Raw genomic sequence first — 16,213 nt, 5'->3', positions numbered from 1 at the left:
TTCTTATCTTATAAAATGAAGCGATCTGACCAGTTTTGTTGTAATACTGGCTTTAATTTTTCTAAAGGAATTTCGATAGAATATGTTCCCACAAATGAAGGACACATAATACAATCGTTGAAGTAAAAAATAATATGATTATCGTTAACTACAAAATCGTTTTTAGCCACTTCAAAATCATCTAAACTTACTTCAAAACATTCGTAAAATAAATCTCCTTTAGCGATTTGTGTTCTAATTTCTGAATTTAAAATTTGATGAACTTCTGATAAACTTTCAGGTAAAAAGTAATCTTCAAAATGAAGTAATTTTCCTTTTATCTTATCAAAGTTTACTGTTTTAAAAGTGTAGTAAGCTGTTTTAGTTTGTGCGTAATGATTCTCTAAATAAAAGAGTACACTTATGTGCGTTTCTTTTTGCTGATAAATCTTGTATTCTCCTATTCTGTGTTCTCGAATTGGATTTTTCTGTAGTGTATCACATAAGAGTTCTTGACTTTCTAAAACATCTTGTTCTATTCTAGAAAGTTGTATTAATTCGTTTTCAACAAAATCGTTAAAAAGTTCAAATTTCGGATTGTAATTTTCATCTAACTGTGGATAACAGAAATCAATTATATAATTGTCAGTTTCTTTATACAGCTGTTTATGCACCACATAATCTTTGATGAAGTTACTATCATCTTCATCTGATTTTATAGGATTAATTTTTACATTTTGCTGTAACTCTTCAGTATTAAGTTGAATGGTAACAGTATCATTAATGATTAATGAATCTTCACTCCTAACTTCAGCAGCGTTATGAGATGGTTCTTTGTCTAACTTGCAACTAGTAATTGCTAATACCACTATTAAAAAAGATACAATTCTCATAATCGACATGTTTAATTATGATAAAAATATGTATCGTAGTACTCCTAAAAAATGATAAAAATCATTCTACCAATTTTAAGGCTTCCATATCAACAATTTTAATATTTCTGCCTTCAATTTCTATAATCCCGCTCTTTTTAAGTTTAGAAATACTTCGGATTAAAGTCTCGGTAGCAATACCAGCAACACTAGCTAAATCGTGTCGTGCTATTCTAATAACATCATCTGGATTTCTATTCATGCGTTCAGCAAATTTTAGTAGTGTTGCTGCTGTTTTTTTATGAACAGAATTATAGGCCATATCTAATAATTGTTCTTTTACGTCTTTTAAATTATCAGCTAAAAGATCAACTAAATCTAATACAACTTTATGATTTTTATGTAAAACTGAAATCAACTCCGATTTGTGAATTCCGACAAGTTCTGTTGCTTCCATTGCTACAGCAGTTTCTTGATACGGAATATTTTGAGAGAAAGAAGTATACCCGAATAAATCGTCCTCTTTATATAACGAAGTCGTTAACACTTTACCTTGTTCATTGAGCTTAGAACATTTCACTCCGCCTTTCGTTACCAAATAAATATAATTAGAGTTATCGCCTTCTTCATAAACTTTTTCTTCTCCTTGAAATGAAAAAACAGTTCCGTTATCATCAAAGAAATTTTTTAGATCATTTAAATCTCTAAGTTCATTTTCATTCGGAATTTCTTCAACAACTGTTTTCTGTTCTTTTAAAATTGAAGACTTTGCCAATCTACTTTCAATTGCGCTTATTAATTCTTCTTCAGTAAAAGGTTTTGTGATATAATCGTCGGCACCAAGATTCATTCCTTTTCGCACATCACTTCGTTCTGTTTTTGCTGATAAAAAGATAAAAGGAGTAAACTGTGTTTTAGGATTTTTAGATAAAATTTCTAACACTCCATAGCCATCAACTTCAGGCATCATAATATCACAAACGATTAAATCTGGTAATTCGCTTAACGCTTTTTCTATACCAACTTTACCATTTTCAGCCATAATTACTTCATAGTAATCGGTTAACTCTAGTAATTCTGCTGTGTTTTCTCTTAATGTAATATCGTCTTCAATTAATAGAATTTTTCTCATAATTCAGCTTTGTTTGGTATCGTGACTATAAATGTTGAACCTACATTTTCTTTACTCGTAAAAGTAATGGTTCCGCCTAAGTTTTCTAAATGACTTTTTACAATATTTAAACCAATTCCTGTTCCTTCATTAAGCAATACATTTTCGGCTCTAAAATAACGTTGGAATATATTTTTTTGATCTTTCTCTGGAATTCCAAATCCTTGATCTTCTACTTGTACTGTAGTTTCTGAATGGTTTTGTCGGACCGAAATTGTTATGGTTGTATTTTCATGAGAATATTTTACAGCATTACTTAAAAGATTAAGAAAAGTAAGTTCCATAATCTTTTCATCTTGGTGAATTGTAATGTCTTCCATATCTGAATTACACACAATTTCCTGACCTTTTTTTAATAGTAAACTTGCTCCACTAATCGCTTCTTTTATCGTTCTTTTAATCTGAAAAGAAGTCAAATTGTATTTAATCTCTCCTTTTTCAAGTTTTTCAACAGATAAAAAATCGTTTAGGATATTATTTAAATAATGAACCTTGTTCTTTATAATCGATAAATGCTTTTCTCTTTTTTCTTGTTGTTCGGTTAATTTGTATTTCGACAACAACATTGTAGACGTTAAAATTCCGCTTAACGGCGTTTTAAATTCATGCGATACTAATGATAAAAACTTTGTTTTTAATTCATTTAATTCTCGCTCTTTCTTTAATGCTACTTTCGCTTTTTTCTCTGCAACAATTCTTTTCTTATTTTCTTCATCTAACTGCTGATTCATTTTTTCTAATTCATCTACAGTTTCACTTAAACTTCTTGTTCTTTCTCTTACCTTATTTTCTAGTTTGGTATTTAATTCTAAGATTTCTAATTCTTGGTGTTTTCTCAAAGAAATATCTACAACTAATGCCATTGTATACATTTTTCCTTGCATTTCAAACGGATTTAAACCTACTTCTATAGGAAATACACTTCCGTTTTTATGTGCGGCATACAAATCTCTTCCGTGGCCCATTTGTCTTTTCTGTTGCACTTTTAAAAATGAATTAAAATGTGCATCGTGAGTTCCTTTATATTTTTGAGGTATTAATGTTTTTAATTGTTGATTTAACAACTCACCTTTATTGTAACCAAACATTGCTTCTGCTGATGAGTTTACAACCATGATTTTTTGATTCTCATCTACAACAATAATCCCTTCTGAAACAGCTTCAAAAAGAGTATCAAAAATTATTCTTTCTTCCTTGTCGAACATTCAATTAGAAATTTGATATAAAGATATATTTTATTAAAAAGACTATAGCTGATATTTATCATTTCTTGCCTCACATATCGATCTTATTTTTGTTTTGAATAGTATTTTATAATGAAAACACAAAAGCTGAACATCAAGTTTTATCAGAATATTGCCAAAGTTTTTTATGCAGTTGCGAAGTCTGACAACAGTATTAATGTGCATGAAATAAAAGCATTAAAACAAGTTGTAAAAGACAAATGGCTAATGATTGATGAAACTTTTGATATGTTTGGTACAGATACGGCTTATCAAATAGAAGTTGTGTTTGATTGGTTATACAGTAAAAATGCAACTACTGAAGATTGTTTTACCGACTTTCTAGAATACTACAACAACTATTCTTATTTCTTTACTCGAGAAATTAAGCAGTTGATTATAGAAACTTCGTATCGTATTGCTGAAGCTTTTAAAGGAAAAAATAAAGCTGAACTTTTGATTTTAGAAAAACTAGAACATGAATTAACTCGATTAGTTTCTTAAATTATTTTGATATAGAAAATTTACGTTCTAAAATTGGTTTTGTTTTCTTTTTTGTGATATCTCTATCGAATAAACGTTCTAGATTATTTCCTGAAACATCTTCGATTATCTTATCACATTTCAAAATGTAATCACCTTTTTTCCAAGAAGTATTTGGAGTAAATGCTATTGTGCTTTCATTAGTTTTAATGTTAAAACTCCCTAAAATTACTTGTCCTTTTTTATTGATAATTTCTAGGCTATTATGTAGACTTCCGAAATCTAAATTGTCATTTAATTGAATTACTAAAGACTCATTTGTATTTGATTTTGGTAAAACAAATTCCCATTTTTTTATACTTGGCTGAATTCTATCTGAACCAACAACACGAAAACTATGTTCAAATGTTTTTCCCATAGCAACACCATCTGTATCTTTTAATTTTTCATCAATTAGTAAAGTGTACGATGCTCCTTCATTTAAAACTTCTCCTAAATGTTTATTTGGACCTAAATCTCTTTTTTGTCTTCCAGGTTCAATCCATAAGGTTAATAATTTTCCGTCGTTAGATAACAAAGCGTTTTCTAAAGGCAGTAAAGCACGATCTACTTTTTCTTTTGTTTTAGTATTTATCAGCATAATATGATTATAAATATTAGCCGGATTTACTGGTTTTGAAAAGGCAACATACCATTTCAAAAAATTGGAAGGTAATTTTAATGTATTCGGATAAATTGCTGCTATACTTAATTTTTTATAATCTGTTTTTAACGGAATTAAAAACTCGAAAAAAGAATCGTTTACAATAGCTGTATATGTTGTGTTTAATTGAAAAGGTAACACCGGAGTAAAAGATAAACTAGACTCGTCTTTAAAAAGATCTCCTAAAATAGCTTCCTTATTTGCTAATTGTTCGTGTGAAGTAAATGAACCTTTATACACTTTTATTACTTGTATATTTTCACTTGTTTTTACTTCAATAAACTCTTGTGAAAAAGAAAACTTTGGAGATTGAGAAAACACCTCCAAAGTCATCAATAATACTATTGTGAAAATTCCTAATCGTATCAAATTGAATTCTAATTATATGGTTATAACCAACGATTAGAACTTGTTTTTAAAGCTAATTTCCCATTAGATTCTCTTTGTATAAAAACAAACTCTTTTTCGTTAAGCTTATCTAATTGTTGCACGTTTACAAATGGCAAATTAATAAAATCAACACCATCTGTTCCTGCACGTTCTTTAACTTTTGTTGTTAGTGAGTTTCCAAAAGATTCGATATCTGAAACCTTAAATTTCATTAACGCTCTATTTGAATTCGCCATTAGAATAAAACGTTTTCCTTTATTATTCGTCATTTCAATAATATCTAAAGGTGTGTTCCAATTTCCTAATTCAGCAACAGTTCTTCCTTTTGTATGAGAACCTGGAGTCAAACTTTCCATAGGAAAAACAACCAATGGTGTACATGTATAACTAGCAATAATGTGTGGCTGATTATTAATAGTTGTAGTCATGAACGTTTTTATTGGTGCATGAGTTTCATATTTTCCGTGGGCTGCATGATAAATTTCTAAAGAACTATCACTTTGCTTGTTTGTGAAAGGAAAAGGAATTGCTCTAAAAGTTGAAGCAAATTCAGCATTACTTAAACCAGAAACCATAATTTGTCCGTTTGCAAATTGAATATCGGTAATTGCTAAACTACGTAACGGTCTGCCTCTTCTATCTTTTGCATCTGCGTTCACTACATTAGAAACATTTACTTTTGAAAATGACACTGATTTTAATGGAACATTTTCTAATGTATTGTTGTTTACTAAAAATAAAAACGATTTTCCTGAACTGTGTTGTGCTCCTAAATAAATATTTTGATTTACAGGATTTACAACCATATCGATAATTTGTAATTGATCACTATCTGATCCTAAAAGCTGATCTAAAAGTGCTTCAATATCTTTTAAGTATAATTTTTGATTTGTTGCCTTTTTTGCTGAACTCATATCTACAGCTACAACTTGAGAATTCTTACTATCTCCTAAAAACAATATTCCTTCTGGACCAAAAGTCATGGCATTAATTGAACCAATTTCTGGATTTCCAGTTACAAAATCTTCTGTTAATGAATCAACTGCATAGGTAGGCATGCATAACAATCCAATAATTAGTGTGAGTATTAATTTTTTCATTGTTTGATTTATTTCTACCAAAGTTAAACATTACAAAAGCTGATAATCGTGAAAGAAATGTTAACGTTTGCGTACTTCAACACATATAAATCGTTTAAAAACAAAAATTTACACAATCAAACTTTTTTGTTAATTATAAAACAATTTGAAATTCATGAAGGAAAAATGTGTGGAAATAAAAAAGCTTCAGATTAAACTCTGAAGCTTTCTTTAGTAGCGGGAACAGGACTCGAACCTGTGACCTTCGGGTTATGAGCTTAAAGGTAACAAAGCCAAATATATCGCAATTCCCTTCAAAACCTATGATTTACAACCTCTTAAATAAACTTTGATGTTATTTAAACTCATCAAATATCAGATTATTCTGTACCTATTCTGTACCCTTTTTAATTTCTTTTAATTATCTTTATAAAACACAAATTGTTGTTATGGCTAGCATTAAAATAGTACGACGAAAAAACAAGGAACGCAAAGACGGTACTGCTCCACTCGCCTTAAGAATTAGCCATAATTACACAACAAATTACAAGTTTTTGGGACAATATGTTCTCGAAAAAGATTGGGATAAAGATGCAGGCAAAGTTAAAAGGTCTCATCCTAATGCGAAGAAATTAAATAACCATCTTCGCAAAAAACTGACCGAAGCAAATGATGTTTACTTTGACTCCAAGAAGAACCTTACTCCAAAAGAAGTCAAACTAAAATTGAAAGGAGCTGGTGGCACTAAATCTTTCTTTGGTGTAGCTTCGGACAGAGTTAAAAACAAATATGAGAAAGGCGTGTTTTCTGTAGCTAAAGCTGAATTATCAATTCTTTACAATTTGGAAGAATTTCTGAATCTTAATAAATCTGAAGATAAGGAAGATGTAATTCTAGAAATCAAGAACCGTAGAAAAATACGGATTAGCAAAGGACGAAAAGGCGAACAAACTTTTATGGATTCTGTTCAATATTTTAAAAAGAATAGGAAGCTAAAATTTCAAGACATTAATGAAGCATTTTTGAGTAAGTACAAAGATTTTTGCACCGTATACCTACAGCAAAAATCCCGGACTATTACTAACCAGTTAATTTTTATTCGCACTCTATTTAATAAAGCCATAAAGCAAGGTATGGTAGATTCAAAGTATTACCCGTTTGGTGGTGAGAAAGAAAAGATACGAATTGGTTCTGGTCATAAAATAGGGTTGACCATCGAGGAGGTTGAAAAAATTGAGAACCTAAATACAAATGCAGGCTCATCAATGTGGCATACTAAAAACGTATGGCTCATTGCTTTTTATTTTGCTGGCATTCGAATTTCTGATAGTGTTAAGTTAAGGTGGGAAGATTTTAAGGATAACAGACTTCTTTACACGATGGATAAGAATGAAAAGCCGGTTAGTCTTAAAATTCCAGATAAGGCATTGAAAATTCTAAAAGAGTATAGAAAACACCGTGAAGAAAACAATGGTTACGTTTTTCCTTTTCTTAAAGACACCAACCCTCGAAACGATGAAGAGGTCTTTAAAAAACTACGTAACGCCACAAAACTATTTAATAAGTATTTAAAGCGTATCGCTGTAATGTGCGATATAGAAAAGAACTTATCAAATCATATTGCAAGACACACTTTTGGCAATATTGCGGGAGATAAAATCCATCCCTTAATGCTCCAAAAACTATATAGACATAGCGACTTAAAGACAACCTTAAATTATCAAGCAAATTTCATCCATAAAGATGCAGATGAAGCGCTTGACAGTGTGGTCAATTTCTAGATTTTACCTCTTTAGAAAGAGGCATTAAACGATTTTCAATGATTAAAATTTTAACCACAGGAGGTACAATAGAGGGATTAGATTATGTTGATGAAAGTGGCATCACAAACTCTAATGTTTCTATATCAGACTTTCTTGAAGCTGCCAATGTTTCCATAGATTACTCCATAGAAACCGCATTTAAAAAAGACAGTAGAGCAATAGATGATAATGACCGCAACATATTAGTTAGTAAGATTACGTCGTCTCCTGCGACAAAAATATTGATTACACACGGTACTTTCACGATGGAAGAAACCGCAAGATATATAGGAAAACTTAACCTGAATAAAACGATTGTTCTGGTTGGGTCATTTCTTTTAGGTTCATCTGCCAATACAGATGCCCCATTTAATTTAGGTTATGCAATTAGCTCTTTACAATTTCTAAAACAAGGTGTTTATGTGGCAATGAACGGTCAAATTTTTGATTGGAACAACGTTTACAAAAATTTAGAAACCAACAAATTTGAGCACAAAGATGAATAGCACGTGTTTGGCACCTCAATACATTGGACAACATTCTTCTATCTTTTAATAGATACAGTCATTGTATTGTTTACTTTTTATCAATCTCGAAAACTAAACAGGAATAGCCTTGTGAGGTTTTTATATTTAGGGTTACTTTTTATTGTCTACAATGCCTCTGGTGGTTTTTTACCTTCAGATAGATTTCCAGGACCACTAATCTTTCAATATATTATCACTTACAGTGTAGCAATTGCTCTTTGTGTTTATATAGTCTACTACTTGTATAAGGAATATGATATTGTCGTATTGGCATACCGCTCATCTATACGAAATCTGGCTTTAGTTGCATTAGGCGGTTTTGTGCTACTCTATCTTTTGACGTATATATTTACAAACTCACTCAACACAGCTCGGTTGCTATACACCATTCCGATGTCGGCAATTGCGTTTGTCTTTCTTATCATTTTCTATAAGAGGATTTCACATCCAAGAAACCCTAATCGTTTTATTTTGAGAAGAAATAAGTTGTCTATAATAAGTGTTACCGCTATTGCATTACTTCCAATCTGTACTGTAATAGGCGATTATCAATGGATGACCTTTACCGTAATGAATATGGCCTTTTACGCCATAAGTATTATTGAGGTGGATAGGCATCTATTCTTCCTAGAAAACAAGAACAAATTATACGAAGTATTTCTATTCAACAGGGGCAATACAGACACTATCAATGAATCACAAGTCATCAATGGAAATCTAACTCGGCGTGAAATTGAAATCGCTATTTCTATTTTATCCAAGTTGAGTTATAAACGCATTGCGGAAGATTTATTTATTGCAGAAAGTACCGTTTCCAAACACGCCTCAAATATTTTTAAAAAGACCGGAGTAAAAAATCGAACCGAGTTTTATAAAAGATTTATTTCTAAATAGAACTCGTTAAGCATCGTAATAGCTCAATCCGTACATAAATACGTTGTATTTTCTGCACAATTCTTTATTTATCGACTACTTTTAGTAACAATATCTAAAGTAGATATTGTTAGCTATGATGGAAAAGAAAATTTTTCCAAACCTCTGTATTTGGACCCAAGTGAATATCCCTTTCTTTAATGAATTTTAATTGACTTCCAAGGCAGTTGACACAACCTATTAGTCGAATGGTTTTGGAGTTTAAAGAAATATCAAATCAATTTTTATCAGATTTTGACATCATTAAATCTGACACCCCAAATATGTTAGAGTGTTCAGATAAGATGATTAGGATATGTAGAAACACCCTATATCAATTCAAGAAACGACTACTAGAAAAAGAAGTAAGCACTAAAGATGAAATTAGCTTTTTCAAGAAGACCAAACAAATAGCTTTACAACCCCTCATTTACTATTCAGAAATTCGCTCTTTCGAACTACAACTCCCTAAAGGAGATTTTCATTCTCAGAAGAAATTCATAAAAAGAAAGCTTGCAAAACTAAATCGATTCTTTACAAATAACTTAGACTTTATACAATATACAGAACGCGGTTTTAGTCATTTTGACGTTCAATATTATACAAGAGCTTTTCTAGACTCCTTCCATATAGTATCTTCTAAATTCTACTTTCAAGACCCCGATTTTTCAACGCCCAGAGATATGCTCTTAGGTAAGGTAAAAGCGTATGACTCTTTAATAAATTACTTGCAAAACAGACTGATATCACCCCCATCGGAAGGTGTTCCGCTAAATGGAAGCAAGTATAATTTAAAATGGACATCTTCAAAAACAGCGCTAACAGAATTGGTTTACGCACTACATTCCAACCGCATCATAAATAACGGAAACACAGATATTAAAGATATTGCCGATGCCTTGGGAGAGTTATTTCATTTTGATATCGGAGACTTCTATAAAACCTACTCCGAAATTAAGGCGCGTAAAATTAGCCGAACCAAGTTTCTAGACGACCTATCTGCCGGCTTACTCTCTCAAATGGATAAGTCAGAAATTTGAAAAACTAAACACCGTACTCGGTTGACCTCCTGTTTTCCGTTTTCTTATCGATTCGAACTTGTTACGCTTTCGCGAAAGCGCACTCATAACCACCATATCATCTTAAATAGCATCAAATTTCAAGATGTTAAATTTTCACCGTACTCCGGTGGAACTTGTGATTAAAACCGAACAATCCATAGCAATTTTGTCGAAAGATTAGCAAACCTAGATAAGCATCAACATTTACAATGAGCTGCTTATTTACTAAATAATTCGACTATGCCAGCAAGTATTGTTACTACAGACGACCTTATAGATTTTAAACTAGAATTGCTAGATAGTATCAAGCAGTTGTTACTACAACAAAGCAACACGGGACTAAAAAAATATCTCAAATCTTCCGAATTAATGGAGCTGCTAAAGATTAGTCCAGGAACACTTCAAAACTTAAGAGTAAACGGCACACTTCCTTACACCAAAGTAGGCGGCATTATCTTCTATGAAGCTGAAGAAATACAAAAACTAATGACCACAAATCGAGTAAACCATAATCTGGAAAAATGATGTATGAACTATATAAAACATCTCAACGCTGTGTTTCAGAAATTCTGGGAAGACTCTCGGTTAAACCCCGCACATATAAGCCTCTATATGGCTTTGTTTCAAGTTTGGAATTTGAGTCGTTTTCCAGAAATATTCTACCTAGACAGACAAGAGATAATGAAGTTAGGAAAGGTAGGTTCAAAAGCGACCTATCATCGCTGTCTGAAACAACTCGAAGACTGGAATTATCTCGATTATTTCCCTTCCCATAACCCTTATAAAGGTAGCCAAGTCAAGATGCTCATTTTTGATACAACCTCTGGTACAAGTACTGCACCTACTACTGGAACAAGCAGTGAACAAGATGTGAAACAAGCACTGGTACCTAATACAAAGAATAACAAACAAATAGAAAACAGTAATAAACGTAAGCTACCAAAAAATGAAATTGAAGTCATTGAATTCTTTAAAAATGAAAAATGGCCAGCTACTGAAGCTTTGAAGTTTTACAACCACTATCAGTCCATCGGTTGGAAAGTAGGTGGCAAAATAAAAATTGTGGACTGGCAAGCCACCGCAAGCAACTGGATGTTGAAAGCAGAAGAAATAGAAACAAAAAACGAGCTGTCTCAAAACAAGGACAACTTGCGAACTAGTAAACACAAAGACTATGGTCAACCCCTCTAAAATAGTGGAAGGTGGTATCGAATATTCAATAGGAAAGTTCGATGGGAAATCTGTAGTCTATGATTTTCCAAAAATCTTGATATACCTCGATGCTAAAGGAAAACTACTCTTCGGGAAAGACTTCAAAATCTATGAAGAAGACCACGAAATCATCTTGAAACTCTGCAACTATATCGTAAAGGATAAAGCTAACTGCGAGCGCAATGAAATTGACCCTAACAAAGGGATTTTGCTTTCTGGTCCTGTGGGCTGTGGCAAAACCAGTTTAATGCGCTTGCTCAAAAACCTTGTACCCCATCAAAGACCCTACATAATGACTCCATCGAGAAATATAGTGTTCGGGTTTAACCATATCGGGTTTAAAACCATTGAAGATTACGGCAATGGGCAATTCTTCTGCTTTGATGATTTAGGTGTAGAACCTATAGGAAGACATTACGGAAAGGATTGCAATGTAATGGGTGAAATACTACTCTCTCGGCACGAACTCTTCTTAAAAACCAAAATAAAGACACACGCTACTACCAATTTGAACGCCCAGGAACTAGAAGACCTCTATGGCAATCGAGTGCGCAGTCGTATGCGTGAATTGTTCAACCTCATTGCCTTCGATAAGAATGCCAGTGACAAACGCAAATAGTATGAAAATAGCAACATTTAATATCCAGAACCTGTTTCACCGGGATAAAAGCCTTATTGAGAAATCCATAAGTAAGATGATTACCGATTGGATTACCGAACTCGACTCGCTTATGCGAAAAACCGTTAAGTCCATCCCAGAACACGACCGCATACGAGAACTTTCATTCTTAATAGGTTTCGAAAAAACAAGCCCTAGGCCGTATGCTATAATGCGAAGAAAAGCGGGCTTTTTATATATGAAAGGCATCCACCATTCTATCGAAACCAAAGCCAATCATCTTACCGACTGGAATGGTTGGATAGAATTACAAACACTCCCTATAAGACCTACGGCAACTGATAATAAAGCATTAGTCATTGCAGATGTAAATGCGGATATTTTGCTCTTACACGAAGTTGAAGACCGAGGCTCTGTCGAAGAATTTAACCAAGAAGTATTGCCTAAATTTGATTGTAAACCCTATGCACATTCCTTTGTTATCCAGAGCAACGAAATGAAAGGGTTAGAAACGGCTATTCTATTACGTGATGGGTATAGGCTCAATACGATAAAAACGCATCTTATTGGGGGTTACAGCGACCAATTTCAACACCTTGTAGAATATGAAATTACGACACCATCGTCACAAAAGATATGGTTGCTATCCATTTATCTCGCCAAACAAGATGTAGATGAAAAAACAGCCGATGTGATTCGTAAAAGTCAAGTCCGGAACATTTCAAAAATCTATGAAAAGCTTATTTCTGAAGGAAAGAAAAATGTGATTATTAATGGAACATTCAATGCTCCCTCGTATTGCGATTCTCTATCGCCATTACTTCAAAAAACTAATGTTAAAGACATAACCAAGCATCTTTCTTTTGAGGTCGATATAGATGAAGGAGAAGACGCTTCCTATTTCCGATTGGGTGCATACCGATTGGGTGTAAATATCAAGCAAAAGGACTATATGCTATTGTCACCAGACCTCTTCAAACAATTAATAGATAGTGGCATTAACCGTAAGGCGGTATGGCCGGAAAAGCGTCCACAATGGTCTATTTACAAATCGGTTACAAGCAAACACAATGCTGCTAGTAGGCATCCTGTGGTTTGGGGGAAGATTGAGGTTTAATCTCCCCAAATTATACTTAATGCTTTGTCGCGGTATGTTATACAATGCTCAAAGAATTTACTGTTAATGTCGTCATCTTTGACATATTTAAACATATCTACAGCCCAAATTTCTTCAGTTTTAAATATATCATCAGATATACCTTTGAAGAATTCTCCCATTACTGTATTAGGAGCTACAACCTTATCGTAAAGAAGATATTGATAAGGAAAATGCTCGCTGCAATGATACCACTTTAACTTACCGCCCTCTGCATAAATAATCATAATTGAATGATTACCTATATCAGCAAACCGAAACGCACAAGCAGTTCTGCTAACATTATATTCTTCCTTTAAAAAATCAATTACAGTTATATCAAAGCTCTTTCTATGAAAATCTTTGGTAAACCTTGCTTCAGGCATTAAAAGGCAAGAAGCAAAAAAATCTGCTTCTCTTTCTATTTGATTAAATTGCTTTCGGTTTGTTCTCGAAGGGTGTGGCTCTAGCAGTCCTTTTTTAAGTCCTAAACGATGGGAGTCAATATAGTAATGGCCAAGCTCGTGAGCCAACGTAAATCGCCCTCTTGGTGAATCTTTCTTATTACCTAAGTCCGTATTTATATGAATATAAAACTGTCCATTCTCATAAATAGTCATTCCATCGAAAGTATCTCTCCCATAACTATCGTAAAATACTGATAAACCCTCATCCCCAACAATCTTATCTAAAGGAGTAATTTTTTCCTCATATTCTAAAGCTATTGCTTCAGCTAACTTTTTTATACTATTTCTATTCCTCCTCACTTGAACCTTGATTGTGCTTTCTCCTCATTTTATCAATAATATGTTGTGCCAAATCTTTGTTGCCCTTTCGTGCCACCATTCTTAAGCCTTCCATTTCTTCAGTGATATCGTTTTCAAACATCATAAGAACTTTAGGCTCTCTATGAAATGTATTATTGATAATAGCAAGAGGGTCAATTGATAAGTCATCTAACTTATAATCGTAATCTTCATATAACTTATTAAACCTATCAAGTTCAAGTTCATTACTAGGAAACAGGAAACCTGTTGAACCTAACCAACTGTCCAAAACTCCAACTTCAATCAGTTCTATTTTTTTAGGCTTGGCCATTCATAATGTTTAAATAGTTAGTAACGTGTCTATGTGCATCACCATAGTAGGTGTTAACTGATTTTTGTGTTAATCCCAGTTTTTCTCTTAGCAGTTTAGTGATAGTACGGGGTACTTTTTTACCTTCTTTCTGATAAGCACGATAGGTAAAATAAATAATCTTGTGTTTTTCCGATAATTGCGTCAAAGCCTTTTCTATAGTTTGAAGCTTAGCTCTAACCTCTCTCTTTGCCTCAATATCTGGAGCATCAAATCTTTCTAAAAGTTCATCAGCATCATTGACTAGGCTTAAGTCCTCTTCTTTAGTAGGCTCTGCACAGGTATTGAGCTCGCCGTATTTTATTAACTGTGTGTATAGGATACGACACATCCAAATAAGTATGCCTTTATCCAAATTTTTAGATTTGGATTTCTCCTTTTTAAAAGTGGGATACTTCCATACTCTTGAAAAGGTACAATTTGCAATTTCCAAGGCTACCACTTCATTATATCCATACTTGTTACAATAAATCTCTGATTTACGTTTCAAATCTTTCTCAAAACGATAACAGAATTCTACAAAAGCATTCTGTGCTTCGGCAGGGAATTCATCTTTAAAAGATATGTACTCTAGCAGTTCAATACTAGGTGTTTTTGCGAATTCTATGTCCTGTTTCGTGTTTGTATTCATCTATATACCAAAACGGATATATCTATTATGGTATATGAGTGAAAGATGCTCACAAACCTTTGTGATTAAATAATAAAAATTAGGTGCTAATAACTATAGGGAGTATCCAAATATAGAAAATTCCCTTAAAACAAAAAATGAAATTATGGCAAAAGATTCATCAGGTAAAAAGTTCAATAGAATACCAGAACACAAAAGAAAAATTGGTGGCAAAACAATTACTGTAAAAGAACATATAAGAAGCAACAGAAAGGATAGTAAAGGAAAGTAATGAGCGGAACTCCACAGCTCTGAATGGAGATTGTATAACTTAAAAATTCATTTTATGAATACTATAATATTCTCCAAAGGAGAGCTTAGTGTATGTCACAAAAATAGTTGCGTGAGTGTTCGTGGCGACGTTGCTAGAGCAATTGTTTTTGGTCTTGCAACCATCGTTGTTATTAGTGGCATTGCTTCAATGTTAGAACAGTCTAATTAGAAGCTTAATTATGGCGGCTTCTTAAAGGTGTCGTCATAATTAAATGACATTATGTCTTAATATTGATTATAACAAAATACTTGTTAATTTTTTCTAAAAATGGATTACTTTTTGATAATGAACTCTTTACAATAAAAATATATGAAACCGGATTTTAACTTTAAATATTACGACGAATCAAAGCTGATATTACTCGTAATACTTCTTTACGTAGGCTCTGAAGCATTGATAAACCTAATAATTAATTTATTAAAGGCATACAACATAGAATATCATAGATTTTATCCTGCGACAATTTTACTTGGTATCATTTTCTGGCTAATAAATAAAAAATTACATAAAATTCCTTTCTTATGGAAGCTTCTCATTAAAGTACCCCTGATTAGAGGGACGTATAAAGGAAACGTAAAATACAACTACCAAGGTGTTGAAGGCGATAAGCATTGTAAGCTAATAATTTATCAAACTACTTCAGATATTAAGGTAGATTGTTATTTCTGGGATGAAGACAAGAATGGAAAAAAGATATCTAGTACTCAAACTAAATCTGAAAGTATTGTTGAAGATTTAATCCGAAAAGATAACGGTCTATATCAGTTACTTTTTTACTATCAACAAAAGGGCAGTAATGACAGTTCTATTCCAATAAGAGATGGGTTTAACACTTTAACCCTTAAAGAAGATGGTAAGCTAAAAAGATTAGAAGGAGGCTATTTCTCCAAGAATAGCCTTTCAAAAGGTAACGGCGGAACTATTAGCGTAGATTTTCAAACAAAAGAATTAAAACATATATAAG

At 32.6% G+C, this 16,213-nt stretch carries 19 protein-coding genes; 11 read left to right on the top strand and 8 right to left on the bottom strand.

The genetic code is table 11. The annotated features are described in order from the left end of the window. Positions 1 to 8: 8 nt before the first annotated feature. From Q1A15_RS10545 to Q1A15_RS10535, 3 genes are all read right to left on the bottom strand, one after another. On the bottom strand, positions 9 to 872 hold the full coding sequence (locus tag Q1A15_RS10545) for an RsiV family protein (RefSeq protein WP_299623027.1): 864 nt from the start codon (positions 870 to 872) through the stop codon (positions 9 to 11). 61 nt (positions 873 to 933) lie between these two features. Further along, positions 934 to 1,983 carry a response regulator gene (locus Q1A15_RS10540; protein WP_299623024.1) on the bottom strand — a complete coding sequence of 350 codons (1,050 nt, stop codon included), beginning with the start codon at positions 1,981 to 1,983 and terminating at the stop codon, positions 934 to 936. Then, positions 1,980 to 3,227 (bottom strand): PAS domain-containing sensor histidine kinase, encoded by a 1,248-nt coding sequence (locus Q1A15_RS10535; RefSeq protein ID WP_299623020.1) that lies wholly within the window; start codon positions 3,225 to 3,227, stop codon positions 1,980 to 1,982. The genes Q1A15_RS10540 and Q1A15_RS10535 overlap by 4 nt, the downstream gene beginning before the upstream one ends. Positions 3,228 to 3,338: 111 nt before the next feature. On the opposite strand from Q1A15_RS10535, the gene Q1A15_RS10530 reads away from it, so the two are divergent. Then, on the top strand, positions 3,339 to 3,749 hold the full coding sequence (locus Q1A15_RS10530; protein WP_299623017.1) for a hypothetical protein: 411 nt from the start codon (positions 3,339 to 3,341) through the stop codon (positions 3,747 to 3,749). A 1-nt stretch (position 3,750) separates the two neighbouring features. On the opposite strand, the gene Q1A15_RS10525 is transcribed toward Q1A15_RS10530, so the two are convergent. Together Q1A15_RS10525 and Q1A15_RS10520 are read right to left on the bottom strand one after the other, a co-directional pair. After that, complete coding sequence (locus tag Q1A15_RS10525; RefSeq protein WP_299623014.1) at positions 3,751 to 4,800, bottom strand: hypothetical protein; 1,050 nt, start codon at positions 4,798 to 4,800, stop codon at positions 3,751 to 3,753. A 20-nt stretch (positions 4,801 to 4,820) separates the two neighbouring features. Next, positions 4,821 to 5,921 carry a hypothetical protein gene (locus Q1A15_RS10520; protein ID WP_299623012.1) on the bottom strand — a complete coding sequence of 367 codons (1,101 nt, stop codon included), beginning with the start codon at positions 5,919 to 5,921 and terminating at the stop codon, positions 4,821 to 4,823. A gap of 428 nt (positions 5,922 to 6,349) precedes the next feature. On the opposite strand from Q1A15_RS10520, the gene Q1A15_RS10515 reads away from it, so the two are divergent. The 8 genes from Q1A15_RS10515 to Q1A15_RS10480 all read left to right on the top strand — a co-directional run bounded on the left by Q1A15_RS10515 (position 6,350) and on the right by Q1A15_RS10480 (position 13,150). Then, positions 6,350 to 7,681: a tyrosine-type recombinase/integrase gene (locus Q1A15_RS10515; RefSeq protein ID WP_299623009.1), complete on the top strand. Its 1,332-nt coding sequence runs from the start codon at positions 6,350 to 6,352 to the stop codon at positions 7,679 to 7,681. Positions 7,682 to 7,719: 38 nt separating this feature from the next. Then, complete coding sequence (locus Q1A15_RS10510; RefSeq protein WP_299623006.1) at positions 7,720 to 8,208, top strand: asparaginase domain-containing protein; 489 nt, start codon at positions 7,720 to 7,722, stop codon at positions 8,206 to 8,208. Positions 8,209 to 8,319: 111 nt separating this feature from the next. Then, complete coding sequence (locus tag Q1A15_RS10505; RefSeq protein WP_299623003.1) at positions 8,320 to 9,123, top strand: helix-turn-helix transcriptional regulator; 804 nt, start codon at positions 8,320 to 8,322, stop codon at positions 9,121 to 9,123. A 233-nt stretch (positions 9,124 to 9,356) separates the two neighbouring features. Continuing rightward, positions 9,357 to 10,181: an RteC domain-containing protein gene (locus Q1A15_RS10500; protein WP_299623001.1), complete on the top strand. Its 825-nt coding sequence runs from the start codon at positions 9,357 to 9,359 to the stop codon at positions 10,179 to 10,181. A 261-nt stretch (positions 10,182 to 10,442) separates the two neighbouring features. Beyond that, entirely contained in the window at positions 10,443 to 10,727 is a 285-nt protein-coding gene (locus Q1A15_RS10495; RefSeq protein WP_299622998.1) for a helix-turn-helix domain-containing protein, read from the top strand. Positions 10,728 to 10,730: 3 nt separating this feature from the next. After that, positions 10,731 to 11,393, top strand: coding sequence for a hypothetical protein (locus Q1A15_RS10490; protein WP_299622995.1), 663 nt, complete (start codon positions 10,731 to 10,733; stop codon positions 11,391 to 11,393). Beyond that, positions 11,377 to 12,033, top strand: a complete 657-nt coding sequence (locus Q1A15_RS10485) for an ATPase (protein ID WP_299622992.1) — start codon at positions 11,377 to 11,379, stop codon at positions 12,031 to 12,033. Before Q1A15_RS10490 ends, Q1A15_RS10485 begins: the two co-directional genes overlap by 17 nt. 1 nt (position 12,034) lies before the next feature. Continuing rightward, the gene (locus Q1A15_RS10480) at positions 12,035 to 13,150 is read left to right on the top strand and encodes a hypothetical protein (protein ID WP_299622990.1); all 1,116 of its coding nucleotides are present in this window, start codon (positions 12,035 to 12,037) and stop codon (positions 13,148 to 13,150) included. On the opposite strand, the gene Q1A15_RS10475 is transcribed toward Q1A15_RS10480, so the two are convergent. From Q1A15_RS10475 to Q1A15_RS10465, 3 genes are read right to left on the bottom strand one after another with little or no spacing between them, the layout of a single operon-like run. Beyond that, positions 13,147 to 13,935: an ImmA/IrrE family metallo-endopeptidase gene (locus tag Q1A15_RS10475; protein WP_299622987.1), complete on the bottom strand. Its 789-nt coding sequence runs from the start codon at positions 13,933 to 13,935 to the stop codon at positions 13,147 to 13,149. The two genes, Q1A15_RS10480 and Q1A15_RS10475, sit on opposite strands and share 4 nt — an antisense overlap. Continuing rightward, positions 13,922 to 14,266, bottom strand: coding sequence for a hypothetical protein (locus tag Q1A15_RS10470; protein WP_299622984.1), 345 nt, complete (start codon positions 14,264 to 14,266; stop codon positions 13,922 to 13,924). Before Q1A15_RS10470 ends, Q1A15_RS10475 begins: the two co-directional genes overlap by 14 nt. After that, positions 14,253 to 14,936: an RNA polymerase subunit sigma gene (locus Q1A15_RS10465; RefSeq protein ID WP_299622982.1), complete on the bottom strand. Its 684-nt coding sequence runs from the start codon at positions 14,934 to 14,936 to the stop codon at positions 14,253 to 14,255. The genes Q1A15_RS10470 and Q1A15_RS10465 overlap by 14 nt, the downstream gene beginning before the upstream one ends. Positions 14,937 to 15,081: 145 nt before the next feature. Here Q1A15_RS10465 and Q1A15_RS10460 point away from each other — a divergent pair, with 145 nt between their 5' ends. Then, entirely contained in the window at positions 15,082 to 15,207 is a 126-nt protein-coding gene (locus tag Q1A15_RS10460; protein WP_298310198.1) for a hypothetical protein, read from the top strand. Between the two features lie 351 nt (positions 15,208 to 15,558). Continuing rightward, on the top strand, positions 15,559 to 16,212 hold the full coding sequence (locus Q1A15_RS10455; protein ID WP_299622978.1) for a hypothetical protein: 654 nt from the start codon (positions 15,559 to 15,561) through the stop codon (positions 16,210 to 16,212). Position 16,213 lies beyond the last annotated feature (1 nt).

The sequence above is a fragment of the uncultured Tenacibaculum sp. genome, assembly GCF_947495995.1.
Taxonomy (GTDB): domain Bacteria; phylum Bacteroidota; class Bacteroidia; order Flavobacteriales; family Flavobacteriaceae; genus Polaribacter.
Note: the sequence above shows the minus strand (reverse complement) of the source record. Positions and strands in the feature narration are given on the sequence as shown.